The organism is Acinetobacter lwoffii (assembly GCF_019048525.1).
Taxonomy (GTDB): Bacteria; Pseudomonadota; Gammaproteobacteria; order Pseudomonadales; family Moraxellaceae; genus Acinetobacter; species Acinetobacter lwoffii_K.
Genome location: NZ_CP077369.1, coordinates 1,965,465 through 1,979,192, shown reverse-complemented (window position 1 = coordinate 1,979,192; position 13,728 = coordinate 1,965,465). Strand labels below are relative to the sequence as shown.

Sequence of the window (13,728 nt, the reverse complement as noted above, 5' to 3'; positions counted from 1 at the left end):
ATAGAGCTAGTAGGGCGAATTCAAACATGAGGTGCGACAGTTTCAAAAGCCATATGATAATCAACAAGCTGAGCAAATTTCTCTAATGGTGTAAGCCAATCTAACGCCTTTCTAGGACGAGTATTCAGTGACATGGCAACTTGATTTAAATAATGCTGATCTGCCTGATTTAAATCAATCCCTTTAGGTAAATATTGCCTAATTAAACCATTCATATTTTCGCATGTGCCTTTTTGCCAAGGTGAATGTGGGTCACAGAAATATACATCTATGCCTAAATCTTCTTCGAGTATTTTATGTTCTGACATCTCGCGTCCACGGTCATAGGTCAACGTTTTACGCAGTTCTGCAGGTAAATATTTCAGAGCTTCAGTTAAAGCCTTGCGCACTGATTCTGCCTTTGCATCAGGTAATGTTGCCAAGATACAGAGCCGTGTATTTCGTTCAATAAGTGTTGCTATCGAACTTTTATTGTCTTTACCTTTAATTAAATCAGCTTCCCAATGACCCGGTATTTTTCTTTCTTGAACTTCGGCTGGGCGCTCATGAATAGTTTTAATATCCTGTAATATAGAATCTTTTTTAGGTTCACCGTTAGCTTTTCGCTTTTTATTTTCATGACGCAGACAGGATAATAAGTCTTTTTTCAACTCACCCTTTGGTAATGCTCGTATCGTTGAATAAATCGTTGTATGGCTTACATTCATTGTTTGATCCAAATCAGGAAATGTCTTTAAACGCTTTGCTATTTGCTGAGGAGACCATAAACAACGGATCGCTTCAACAATAAATTTCCAGAGGATTGAATCGATTTTGAGTTTTCTGTGACCACGTCTACGTCTAGCGAAGGTGTTATCAGAAGCATATCGAGCTTGATAAACGTCATTGATGCTATTTCTTTTAAGCTCACGATAGATCGTACTAGGATGTCTTTTAATGAGTTCAGCAAATTTTCTGGCTGAAAAGCCTTCTTTTCTTGACTCAAGCATTAATGCAGTACGATCTTCAAAGTTAAGATGATGGTATGACAATTTTATATACTCCATAAACCCTTTAAATTAATTAGGTGGTTTATGTCGCACTTCAAGTTTTACTCTGCCATGTATTGAAATCAAATGACATCCAAATCAGCATGGATGGTAAAGGTCGATGGGTTGATAATGTGATGGTTGAACGATTATGGCGGAGCGTTAAATATGAAGAGGTGTATCTCAAAGCCTACAGCAATGTTTTGGATGCGAAGAAGCAATTAAACGCATATTTTGAATTTTATAATTTGAAACGACCTCATTCGAGTCTGGACAAAATGACTCCAGATGAGTTTTACTATGACCAGCTACCACAACAAAATAAGGTAGCTTAACTAGAGCAGAGTATCACTTATAAATAAGCTTTTAGTTGTTCAAACATGTGGGACCACCTCTATTTAAAAAAAGGAAAGAAGATGAAAATTAAGTTTTTAACAGTTTCATTGATGCTTATTCTGCCATTTTCTGTTTTTGCAGCAAATACTGTAGTAGAAAAAGCGGTCATTGAATCAAATAATACATATAAGGCGAAGTATAACTTAGAGGATATGACTGAGTTTAATCAGGCTCAAAAGGGCTTTATTGCCAAGCCAACAGGTCAAATTAAAAGTGAGAAAGGCAATGTTATCTGGGATTTTGATGCATTTAGTTTTTTACAAGATCAAGCACCAAATACCGTTAATCCCACTCTATGGCGACAAGCAAAATTAAACAACAATGTTGGGCTATTTAAAGTAACAGATCGAGTTTGGCAAATTCGTGGTTTTGATTTGGCAAATATGACCATCATTCAGGGTGATACTGGCTGGATTATTGTGGATACATTAACCTCTAAAGAAACGGCTGAAGCAGCACTTAAATTTGCTAGACAGCATTTAGGTGAGCAAAAAATTTCAGCCATTATCTTTACCCATAGCCATATCGATCATTTTGGTGGTGCATTAGGCGTTCTTTCTAGCGAAGAAATTAACGCTAGAAAAACTCCAATTATTGCGCCAAAAGGCTTTATGGAAGAAGCGACCAGTGAAAATGTGATGGCAGGTTCAGCCATGATACGTCGTGCGACTTATATGTATGGAACTTTTCTACCTAAAAATGCGGAAGGATTGGTGGATACAGGTTTAGGTAAGGCTGTTGCTGTGGGAAAAATGGGCATCCTTGAGCCTACACAACTGATCACTCAACCAGAACAGAAAATGACGGTTGATGGCTTGGATTTTGTGTTTTATAACGTGCCGGGTTCAGAAGCACCAGCAGAATTAACGTTCTCTATCCCATCATTGAAACTTTATAACGGCGCAGAAATTCTATCTCATACCATGCATAATCTTTATACCCTTCGGGGTGCTAAAGTCCGTGATGCCTTAAAATGGGTGGGCTATCTAGACCAAGCAATGCAGCATGCCAAAGCATCCGATGTATTGATTGCACAGCATCATTGGCCTGTCTGGGGCAATGACAATATTCAAGATTTTATTAAAACCCAGCGAGATGTTTATAAGTTCACGCATGATCAGACGGTGAGATATATGAACTCTGGTTTTAATGGCGCTGAAATTGCCGAAAAAATTAAGCTTCCAGCGGCACTTGATCAAAAACTATATGCTCATGGCTATTATGGAACCCTAAAACATAATGTAAAAGCAGTATACCAATATTATATGGGATGGTTCGATGCCCATCCTTCCAATTTAGATCCATTACCCCCTAAAGCTGTTGCAAAAAAATATATTGAGTTAGCAGGTGGGGAGAACAATGCATTGAAAAATGCGCGGGATGCCTACGCTCAAGCTGACTATAGATGGGCTGCCGAGATTTTAAAACATATTGTGTTGAATAACCCTCAAAACCAACAAGCAAAAGACTTATTGGCGAATACTTATCGTCAATTGGGCTATGCTGCTGAGGCTTCAACTTGGCGTAATTTCTTTTTGGTGGGCGCTCAAGAGCTACAAAATAATGTACCCCTACAAAATACTTCTGATCCGAGTGATTTATTGATTCATACACCAACTGAAAGATTTCTTGAAGCTATGGCGACAAATTTAGATGTGGAAAATTTAAAAAATGAAAACCAGTGTATCAATCTGGTTTTGTCGGATACCAAAGAGCATTTTTCATTATGGGTTGAAAACTCAGTCATGCAGTTTAAGCGTTATGATGAAAGTAAAGATTTGGCATTGGATTGCCCTACATTAACCTTAACCAAGCCCTTATATCTAAAAATGATTACAGGTCAAATAGAAGGGGTAAAAGTCCTGCTTTCTAAAGACAGTAAAGTCAAAGGTAATCCACTGAAAATTGGAAAATTCTTTGCAATGTTTAAACGTCCAGATTCAATTTTCCCGATTGTGACTCGACCAAATGGCTAAGCTCAAATAAGTAAAGTCGAAACTTAAATTAATAGATCCAAAGAAATGGGTGAAATTATCAACTTGGTTCTCCCAATCTTATAACAGGAATACAAGAAATTATTTCTTGTATTCCTCTTTAAAATTAAAAGTAAGCTATATGTATTTTAACTCTATTGATACTTTATAGGACTTACGCACTATTATTTATAGATTCTCTGTGGTAGCAGATGATTTTTATCGAGAATAAAGTCATCAATGAAGTTTTTGATAACTGGTCTAAATAATTTCTTCTGCCAACGATATACATTTTCAAAGATCCGCTCAAACTGGTTCTTTTGTATCTCAACGTAGGCCATCAAGGCTGAAAAAATATGATTCAAAATCAGTTTAGATCGTCTTACTTGAAACTTTTCAATATGACAAACCTGTTTAATCACCCGGTGATATTGCTCTATTTTCCAATGACTTGAATGCAATTCATGAAAACCCTCAAAGGACAATAAATCATCTTCATCTTGATGCACAATATAAAACCTCTGCTGTTCTTTTAACTGAGTCTTAAATAATTGTACAAAGCCAAAATCTTTGAGCCAGACCACTTGACCCTGATGGAAATCTGGCAATAAACGCAGTTGAAACCATTGTCCTTTTTCTGGGGAAACCTTACGGTTACAGTCGATACCAAACATAAATCGAATACCATATTTTCTTATGGTTTTTAGATTTCCAGTCGATGAATACCAACTATCACCTGTAATAAATTGAATCTTTGCACCCCAACTGAGTACTTCACTTAACATATCCATAAAGTAATCATTCTTGGTTTTACTTTCAGATTTGTCATAAATTCGGAAATTAATTGGAATATTTTGACCATTTTGATCTGTCGCATACAAGGTAATGAGACTAATACCCTTGACGGATCGATGGTGTTTGCCTGACCAAAAATAGCTAACCAAGTCCATATGTTGACTATATGGTTTATCTAAAACAGTATCATCAATGCTGACTATAAGTTTATTATTATCAATATGTTGAATTGATTCTTGATATAGGTCGTGAGGTGTGTAGTCTTCACGCTCTAGAAAGCGATTTACACTATCATGCGAGATATTATAAGTCTCGGCAAGTTGTGTGCAGCTAATAGAGTTCGGTTCTGTCATGAGAAAGCCCATATAAATGGGTAATGTACAAGTTGCTGTAGAAGCATGTTTAATTCGTCTGATCACAGATACTTTATAAAGTATTTTAATACTTTTTTGAATCCGTCAATGCGTAAGTCCTACTTTATTAAATGGTTTTTGAATTTTTATACTTTATTTTCGATGGAGATATTTTTATTAGTAGCTTGGCGAATTCAAACATGAGGTGCGACAGTTTGAAAAGTCTTATGATAATCAACAAGCTGAGCAAATTTCTCTAATGGTGTAAGCCAATCTAACGCTTTTCTAGGACGAGTATTCAGTGACATGGCAACTTGATTTAAATAATGCTGATCTGCCTGATTTAAATCAATCCCTTTAGGTAAATATTGCCTAATTAAACCATTCATATTTTCGCATGTGCCTTTTTGCCAGGGTGAATGTGGGTCACAGAAATATACATCTATGCCTAAATCTTCTTCAAGTATTTTATGTTCTGCCATCTCGCGTCCACGGTCATAGGTCAACGTTTTACGCAGTTCTGCAGGTAAATATTTCAGAGCTTCAGTTAAAGCCTTGCGCACTGATTCTGCCTTTGCATCAGGTAATGTTGCCAAGATACAGAGCCGTGTATTTCGTTCAATAAGTGTTGCTATCGAACTTTTATTGTCTTTACCTTTAATTAAATCAGCTTCCCAATGACCCGGTATTTTTCTTTCTTGAACTTCGGCTGGGCGCTCATGAATAGTTTTAATATCCTGTAATATAGAATCTTTTTTAGGTTCACCGTTAGCTTTTCGCTTTTTATTTTCATGACGCAGACAGGATAATAAGTCTTTTTTCAACTCACCCTTTGGTAATGCGCGTATCGTTGAATAAATCGTTGTATGGCTTACATTCATTGTTTGATCCAAATCAGGAAATGTCTTTAAACGCTTTGCTATTTGCTGAGGAGACCATAAACAACGGATCGCTTCAACAATAAATTTCCAGAGGATTGAATCGATTTTGAGTTTTCTGTGACCACGTCTACGTCTAGCGAAGGTGTTATCAGAAGCATATCGAGCTTGATAAACGTCATTGATGCTATTTCTTTTAAGCTCACGATAGATCGTACTAGGATGTCTTTTAATGAGTTCAGCAAATTTTCTGGCTGAAAAGCCTTCTTTTCTTGACTCAAGCATTAATGCAGTACGATCTTCAAAGTTAAGATGATGGTATGACAATTTTATATACTCCATAAACCCTTTAAATTAATTAGGTGGTTTATGTCGCACTTCAAGTTTTACTCTGCCCATCATCAAGGACAACCACTCTTCCATCATATTTAATCTCATGGATGTCACCTACTTTATGTTGACCCAAGCCATACATTCGTAGCCCCCACCGTAATATTTCCTGTTGCTCAGATTCTGATAGCTTATTAATACCTGATGCCTGTATCTCATCAGGGGTCATCATTTTTTCTAAATCAATACTCATACATATTCCTAACGCAGGTTAAACACCTGAATTTATAACGACTAAACATCAACTTTAGACTTAATAATATCTTTAACAGTAATATTTACATCCCCACTCGGCAAAGATAATACTGAAGTTTCCCCTACTGTAAGCCCAAGTAATACTTGTCCCAAAGGGCTATTACGGTGGGTAATGCCCTCCTGATAATTGTTAAAGTTATTAGAAATTTTCACACTAACAATTTTCTCAGGATTTCTACTATCCACATATTTCACTAAATCATTTACCTCGACAAAATCATTAAAATCCTCTGCTACATTGTCAAATGCTAGTGCATATTGATTTTCTTTAACTGATGTTTTCAATAATTTAATATTTGGTTCAGTTGTATTATTCTCAATCAATGGTTTTAGATTACTCAATTTTTCGAGCAGAATTTGCATTTGCTCTTTTGAATTTTTGAACCAATCTGTTGACCAAATACGGTGTATCCTCCACCCTAAACTTTCTAAAATCTGTTGACGTAATCGATCACGATCACGACTAGATTTTGCGGAATGATACGTTGCACCATCACACTCAACTGCTAATAAATATTCTCCGGGATTATTTGGATTTTTAACAGCCAGATCTAAGAAGTAGCCTGCAACACCTAATTGTGGTTCACATTCATATCCATGTTTTGCTAATGCCTTCATTACAGCAATTTCAAAATCACTATCCGGAGCCTTACCTGTCTGTTTTTCTTCATGTAAGAAACCTGTCTCACAATATCTCAAAAATGCTTTTAGGGCCGATACTCCTTTACTACTCGTACCAGATGTCAAGATATCTGTAGAATTCATTGAAGAGATAATATGCATTCTCTTCTTCGAACGAGTAAAGAGCACGTTTAAACGTCTCCACCCAGAGCTCTGATTAATAGGACCAAATCGTTGAAATACTTTTCCACCAATCTGACTAGGCCCATAAGTCATCGAAATAACAATAACATCCCTTTCATCACCCTGAACATTTTCAAGATTTTTGATAAATATAGGCTCAAAAGATTTCATTTTTTTATCATATAAACTCTGTAATAAAGAGTTTTCAGATACTTTAAGCTCTAGCTGGTTTTCAATTTCATCTCGTTGCTGGCTATTCATTGCAACAATACCTAACGACTCTTCTCTGTCTTGAAGAATCAGTTCACATACTTCATTAACAACAGCTTGAGCTTCCTCATAGTTACGTCCTGAATTGAATGTACCTGAGACTTTTTTGAATCGAATGCCTAATTCAGGCGAACTTTGTATTGCTGAAGGAAATAAAATAAGGTCAGAGTCATAAAAATGCTTATTCGAAAATGCAATTAAAGATTGATGTCGCGAACGATAATGCCAACGTAAGCGTCTCTGTTTAAACATTGAAACTGAATCTAAAATACTTTCTGCATCTTCAACTCCTACTAAATCTTCTTCGTCCGTATCATCCAAGTTTATAGAAGTACTAAAGAAACTTGTTGGAGGTAATTGTTTCGGATCTCCTACAATAATCGCACTTTTACCACGAGCCAAAGCACCAATGGCATCTTCTGGTAGAATTTGAGATGCTTCATCCATGATCACTAAATCAAAATCAAAAAGACCAGGCTTCAAGTATTGAGCTACAGACATAGGACTCATCATGAAACATGGTTTCAATGCCTGGATCGCATTGGGTGCCCGCTCAAGCAAAGACCTAATAGGTATATGTCTCATTTTTTTTAAAGATTCTTTAGCTATGAGAGAATATTCAGTTAAATCTGATACGCGACCATAAGCAATTCCTTGAGGTACATCAACTGTTGCTGCATTGCTAGCAATCTGTTTTCTCTGCAAAGCTATTAATTCATTATCATAATTCTTAAAATCATCAACCATTGTTGATAATTCCATCCCATTAAATTTCTGAATCAACGTATCAGTATTGATAATATGCTTTGCTAAAGAACAATATACAGAAAGCTGTACGGTATCGACTAATGAATAGCTCTCTAGTGAACCATTTTCCAACTTTCCAATAATATTTTTCAATCCTAAAGCTTCAGCTTTAGATTTAACTGTTTGGTAATTACTCCAAGTAAATATCCAATCTTGATTATCCAAGGCTAGATCATTCCTTTTGATCAAATTATCAAAAGAAGTTTTATGTAGTTCGATCCATGATTCATCTACATCTGAATGATCTTTAAACTTTATTTTGAATTTAGCCTCATTATTAAAATGAAATGCAATTTTACTATTAACTTCTTTGAAGTTCTTATAACTTTCCGAATTTAAAATCTCTAACAATTTATGTTTAATAACATCATCACAATCAGAAATTACTTTCAATAAATTCAAAGCTTTATTTGCTCTACCCATCTCATAATGATTAGCCTTACCTTTAAATTCTTTCAACTCCCATTCATTGCATATTTCTGGGTGACTGCTCTTTATTTCTTCAAATCTAATTAAATTATGAAGATTTTCATTAAACAAATTTAATTTATTTTCAATAGTTAAAAGTGAATTATTCTTATTAACAATTAATGCCTGAAGATTATCCTTTAACTCTTTAAGATCGGACAATGTAGATGAAATATCACTTGTCTCATTAACAATCTCATGAATATTTTTTAAACCTTTAATTTTATTGTTATATAAAGTAGAAAATTCAGAGGTGGATCAGGAAATTTGAACAACACCTATAAGTGATATTTTGCTCCCCAAATGATGTTATAAACATCAATATATGGAGTATTTTATGACACGTAGACCAAGAAGAAATCATTCAAATGACTTTAAAGCTAAGGTAGCACTTGCTGCGATTAAAGCAGAAAAAACACTTGCTGAATTGAGTGCTGAATTTGATGTTCATCAAAACCAAATTATTGACTGGAAAAATCAATTGATTTCGGCTTCCTCGCAAGCCTTCGATCAATCAAAAGCTCCAGCAGAACCACCCATTGATCTAAAAAAACTACATGCAAAAATCGGTGAGCAGGCATTAGAAATTGATTTTTTAGAAGGTGTGTTGAAGAAACTGGGCCGCTTCAACCACAAAAGTTAATCGACGACTCACTTCAGATTTCAGTATCTAAGCAAGCTAAGCTACTGAAAGTCTCCCGTGGTTGTTATTACTATCGCCCAAAACCTGTGAGTGCATCAGATCTGAAGCTGATGCGCTGTATTGATGAATTACATATGCAATACCCTTTTGCAGGTAGCCGTATGATGCGTGATTTATTGAACCGTCAAGGACATCATATAGGACGACGTCATACACGTACTTTAATGAAAAAAATGGGCATTAATGCGTTATATCGTAAACCAAATCTAAGTCAGGCCAATCAAGCTCACCGTAAATATCCATATCTGCTCAAAGGATTGAATATTCAACGGAGTAATCAAGTGTGGGCAACGGATATAACATATATCCCTATGGCAAAAGGCTTTGTCTACTTATGTGCTGTGATTGATTGGTACAGCCGTAAGGTGCTTGCCCATAGCGTATCGATTAGTATGGAGGTTGCATTTTGTATAGAAACATTAAATGAAGCTATTGAAAAATATGGTCGACCTGAAATCTTTAATACAGACCAAGGCAGTCAATTTACCAGTGATGCGTTTATTGAAGTGTTAAAATCAAATGACATCCAAATCAGCATGGACGGTAAAGGTCGTTGGGTCGATAATGTGATGATTGAACGATTATGGCGGAGCGTTAAATATGAGGAGGTTTATCTCAAAGCCTACAGCAATGTTTTGGATGCGAAGAAGCAATTAAACGCATATTTTGAATTTTATAATTTGAAACGACCTCATTCGAGTCTGGACAAAATGACTCCAGATGAGTTTTACTATGACCAGCTACCACAACAAAATAAGGTAGCTTAACTAGAGCAGAATATCACTTATAAATAAGCTTTTAGTTGTTCAAACAAGTGGGACCACCTCTTTCCTCCAATAGATTTAATGAGATTTTAATTTTTGGTGCAATTTTGCGATCATATTCTTCAATGATAGATTGAATCAAATTGCTTTCTAGTCTTAAGATAGCAGAACCAATCTTTACTCTCTCATCAAAACCAACACCATAATCATGACGAATACCTTTATACCATTCACGTAAAGTTTTTATATCATCTAAAGGTGTATTAACACCATCATACATATGACCTAAAATTTTATATTTTTGATTTAAACTATCAGCTATATTGATGTTTTTTCTAAAATCAATTAATTTAGAAAAGTTATTCTGTATCTCACCAAATGGAGTATTTTCATTTTTACTCATACCTGTGATGAATTTTCTTGCTTTCCACCATCGTCTAGTAAAATACTTAAAGAATCCACCTATACATACATTTTTATAATTTACTTCCAAATCATTTAGGTCTGGTAAATTATCTATATTATAAATTTCCTTACAATCTGGATAATTTTTTTGTAGTTGATTAAATACAGGCTCAAATTCCAATATAAATTGATCAATATTAGATTCATCAAAAATTTCATTTCTAATTTTTAGCAATTCAAATGGCAAAGATTTCAAATGAGTTACTAATAACTCCATATCCTTGAATTTTTCCTCAGAATATCCAAAAACACTCTTAAGTTCATAAGGTATATTATTTTTAACTAATTCAATATCAGGACTTAAATCAATTAATGATTTTCTAATATTTTCCAAACGATCTATTGCTTCTACTAATTCATTGAAAGAGATAATTTTATCTAATTTATTACTCTTATTAATCAAATCTTGAATATCATTAATCTGTTGAATATCCAAATTTTCTAGGAATTTCTCATCAAATGTAGAGGAAATTTCAATATAGTTTTTATTTATTGTAGAATATAAGTTAATATATTCCTCTAAAATATCTATTTTCGAAATTAATTGATGTATTAATTCATAAGATATTTCTTCATCACATTCTGGCAATTTATTCGCATTTACAACAATTTTTTCAACATACTCTAAATTAAAATCATCAATAGAAAAGACCTCCGTAATTAAGGACTTTATTGATTTTAATTCTGTATTCCATTGCTTAAGTGAATTAATAATTTCAACCTTATCTGAATCGATTAGATTTATTTTATTAACTCCAAACCAGTAATGTTTAAAAATATTTTTATCTATACTCTGATCACGAGTTTGTATAAATGCATTTTCTAATAATCGCCCACAGTCGATATAACTATAAATTTCATCTTGACTTAATGCACTTATATTTAAATTATCAATTAACACCTCTTCAGGATTTATATCTAACAATATTTTCAATTTTGCTGATTTAGCTAGAATTTCATGCGCTGTAAGTTTGGTTGCACCCCATTCCTTATTAACACTCTTAACATATTGATTTAAATTACTCTTATATAAATCTAATTTGTTTTTTGTTACTTGCAATTGATTTGGCTTTGTATACTGTCCAATTTTTTTATATTGGTCACTTAAGTCGTTTAATATTTTTAATTTATTCGATTTATGGCTATGTAATTCTAAACAAAATCCACCTAGATCTGCTTTATCTAATCTATCTTTTACTACATTTAAGGCAGCCATTTTTTCAGCAACAAAGAGTACTTTTTTTCCATTATTAATAGCGGCAGCAATTAAGTTAGTAATAGTTTGCGACTTACCTGAACCAGGAGGACCCTCAATAACTAAGTTTTCACCTTTTACAGCATCAATAAGTGCACTATGTTGTGAACTATCAGCATCATAAATTATTGGAAATTTTTCATTAATATCAGCAATTTCATCAATTTCATACTCTATATCGAAACTATGATTCTCTTTTTCTTTTGCAACTTTGCTGAATAATTGTTGAATGACTGGATGTTGTTCAATGGAATGACTTTCTGGCCAAATGCTAGGCTCTAAGTCTTGATACATCGCTTGCTTTGTAAAGTTCAACAAACACATGCACGCTTTACGTTGAATTTTCCAACCTTTTTCATGGGCTAAAATATTTTGTTCGATTAAGTTAAAATATTCTTCCGGTGCTATATCTTCATCTAATAATGGCAATTCCAATCCGAATTCATTCTTTAATTTCTCATGCAATGTAACATTACTGAGAAGCCCATCATCTAGCAGAGAAATCTCAAAACTATCATAACCTCCATTCTTAGTTTTTGATTTTTTCTCTATTTTGACTGGCAAAGTAAATAATGGAGCCAACCTTCTCATTGACGAATCTTTGCTTTCCGCCCACTCTAAAAAGCCAATCGCTATATATAGAACATTAGATCCAGTTTCGCTAAGTGAAGATTCAGCTTGCTGTTTTATATGCTTAATTCTAGTTTCTAAATCTTTTGGATAGAGCAAACTCTGCAAACAATCACTATCGGTATGTATTGAAGTACAGAAGTCATTTTGCTGTAAATCAAAGCTAGTTTGATAGCCCAAATGCTTTGCCCAGGATTCGGCTGTAGGAGTCAAATCCTTTAAATTAGTATCTTTTTTACCTTCACTCTGATAATAAGCCTTAATTTCAGCATCTGTTGGTTTTGGAATTGATGCTAAATCTATTGTTTTTTTATCACTTAATGCTTTAAATACTGCATTTGGAGTAGTTTCAATAAATTGGAGACACTTACCTCTAGGAAATTTATAATTTAATAGTGCATTTCTTGAACTTAAATCTAATAATCTTTTGCGAATAGATTCTAATGAATCATATGCAAATGTCACTGCACCTTCAGTCATTGAATTTTTACAAACCTCTAAAATTTAAAAGCAATATTTTTATATATTTTATGATAGCAATTTGATATTTATATTGATAGTCAATCTAGCTCTTCTAACCAGGTTGCTTCACCGCTCATCCAATATCACTCTTTAATTTTAAAAATTAATTTATAATTCATTAGCTTAAATCATAAGCATCCTGTACCCTCCTCTTTTTCTAACTTATTAATACCGCGATAGTGCCCACTAAATTTTTGGGGTCAGATCATTGGGCTAAGATCACATTAAATTCTATTCAAAAAACTTCACAGCCATATTATCTAATCGCTCTTTTATTGTCTCCCAATCAGGCATCACTTGAGTGAGAAGCTGGTAAAAACGATCACTGTGATTATGCTCAGCTAAATGGCACAACTCATGCAAAATAACATAATCAATGCAAATTGTAGGTGCTTTAACTAGATGAGGGTTGAGCGTAAGCACACCTGATGGAGAACAGTTTCCCCACTGTGTACGCATGGTCACTAAACGGATTTCAGGCTTGTCTCCAACCCATAAGGCTTGTTCTAGAATACGTTGCAAACGTACTTCGAATATGACTTTTGCTCGAGATCTATACCATTCCTTTAAATGAGATTGAATACTTTCAAGATTGGCATCTAAGGCATTCACTTCTAATTTACCCCTCAGAAGTTTTACACCTTGTGGCTTGGTATCATCATGAATCACTTTCAATTGATACTGTTTACCCAAATAAAAGTGGCTTTCACCACTTTTATATTGGCGAGGCGTGATAAATTTGCTTTGTTCACGAAACCCTCTTAATTGCTTATAGATCCAACGACTACGCTGCTTGACCGCATCAATAATTGTTTTATCATCTGCATTTAACGGTGTTGATACAACCACCCGACAATCAGCATAGACTTTAATCAGTATCTTTTGAGTATGACTAGGACTTTCAAGCACCTCAAAATCAATAACTTCATCACCATAAATAATGCTTAACTTTCTCTCCGGTAGCGTATTCAT

General features: G+C 34.3%; 9 protein-coding genes and 1 pseudogene. 3 read left to right on the top strand and 7 right to left on the bottom strand.

Annotation, left to right across the window (positions count from 1 at the left end; all coding sequences use genetic code 11):
• Positions 1-20: 20 nt before the first annotated feature.
• The gene (locus I6L24_RS09250) at positions 21-1,046 is read right to left on the bottom strand and encodes an IS30-like element ISAba125 family transposase (protein WP_004994718.1); all 1,026 of its coding nucleotides are present in this window, start codon (positions 1,044-1,046) and stop codon (positions 21-23) included.
• 56 nt (positions 1,047-1,102) lie between these two features.
• Here I6L24_RS09250 and I6L24_RS09245 point away from each other — a divergent pair.
• Together I6L24_RS09245 and I6L24_RS09240 are read left to right on the top strand one after the other, a co-directional pair.
• Positions 1,103-1,363: pseudogene (locus I6L24_RS09245) on the top strand (integrase core domain-containing protein); the annotation flags it as partial.
• Positions 1,364-1,444: 81 nt separating this feature from the next.
• Complete coding sequence (locus I6L24_RS09240) at positions 1,445-3,400, top strand: alkyl/aryl-sulfatase (RefSeq protein WP_000693745.1); 1,956 nt, start codon at positions 1,445-1,447, stop codon at positions 3,398-3,400.
• A 182-nt stretch (positions 3,401-3,582) separates the two neighbouring features.
• Here I6L24_RS09240 and I6L24_RS09235 read toward each other — a convergent pair whose 3' ends face one another.
• From I6L24_RS09235 to I6L24_RS09220, 4 genes are all read right to left on the bottom strand, one after another.
• Positions 3,583-4,611: an IS701 family transposase gene (locus I6L24_RS09235; protein WP_168730846.1), complete on the bottom strand. Its 1,029-nt coding sequence runs from the start codon at positions 4,609-4,611 to the stop codon at positions 3,583-3,585.
• Between the two features lie 128 nt (positions 4,612-4,739).
• Positions 4,740-5,765, bottom strand: coding sequence for an IS30-like element ISAba125 family transposase (locus I6L24_RS09230; RefSeq protein ID WP_010326927.1), 1,026 nt, complete (start codon positions 5,763-5,765; stop codon positions 4,740-4,742).
• Between the two features lie 37 nt (positions 5,766-5,802).
• Positions 5,803-6,006, bottom strand: a complete 204-nt coding sequence (locus I6L24_RS09225; RefSeq protein ID WP_216985945.1) for a hypothetical protein — start codon at positions 6,004-6,006, stop codon at positions 5,803-5,805.
• A gap of 41 nt (positions 6,007-6,047) precedes the next feature.
• The gene (locus I6L24_RS09220) at positions 6,048-8,579 is read right to left on the bottom strand and encodes an AAA domain-containing protein (protein ID WP_216985944.1); all 2,532 of its coding nucleotides are present in this window, start codon (positions 8,577-8,579) and stop codon (positions 6,048-6,050) included.
• Between the two features lie 175 nt (positions 8,580-8,754).
• Between I6L24_RS09220 and I6L24_RS09215 the strand changes: the two genes are divergently transcribed.
• Positions 8,755-9,887, top strand: a protein-coding gene (locus tag I6L24_RS09215; RefSeq protein WP_227548722.1) for an IS3 family transposase whose coding sequence is annotated in 2 segments (ribosomal slippage) — positions 8,755-9,007 and positions 9,007-9,887 — 1,134 coding nt in all. Because the reading frame shifts where the segments join, the coding sequence is not laid out codon by codon here.
• A gap of 31 nt (positions 9,888-9,918) precedes the next feature.
• Here I6L24_RS09215 and I6L24_RS09210 read toward each other — a convergent pair.
• On the bottom strand, positions 9,919-12,714 hold the full coding sequence (locus I6L24_RS09210; protein ID WP_216985943.1) for a DUF4011 domain-containing protein: 2,796 nt from the start codon (positions 12,712-12,714) through the stop codon (positions 9,919-9,921).
• Positions 12,715-12,987: 273 nt separating this feature from the next.
• Positions 12,988-13,728, bottom strand: coding sequence for a M48 family metallopeptidase (locus I6L24_RS09205; RefSeq protein ID WP_216985942.1), 741 nt, complete (start codon positions 13,726-13,728; stop codon positions 12,988-12,990).

Bases quoted from the DNA above. Each gene is read 5' to 3' on its own strand.
- I6L24_RS09250 (WP_004994718.1), bottom strand. From the start codon at position 1,046: ATGGAGTATATAAAATTGTCATACCATCATCTTAACTTTGAAGATCGT.
- I6L24_RS09225 (WP_216985945.1), bottom strand. From the start codon at position 6,006: ATGAGTATTGATTTAGAAAAAATGATGACCCCTGATGAGATACAGGCA.
- I6L24_RS09205 (WP_216985942.1), bottom strand. From the start codon at position 13,728: ATGAATACGCTACCGGAGAGAAAGTTAAGCATTATTTATGGTGATGAA.
- I6L24_RS09210 (WP_216985943.1), bottom strand. From the start codon at position 12,714: ATGACTGAAGGTGCAGTGACATTTGCATATGATTCATTAGAATCTATT.
- I6L24_RS09240 (WP_000693745.1), top strand. From the start codon at position 1,445: ATGAAAATTAAGTTTTTAACAGTTTCATTGATGCTTATTCTGCCATTT.
- I6L24_RS09230 (WP_010326927.1), bottom strand. From the start codon at position 5,765: ATGGAGTATATAAAATTGTCATACCATCATCTTAACTTTGAAGATCGT.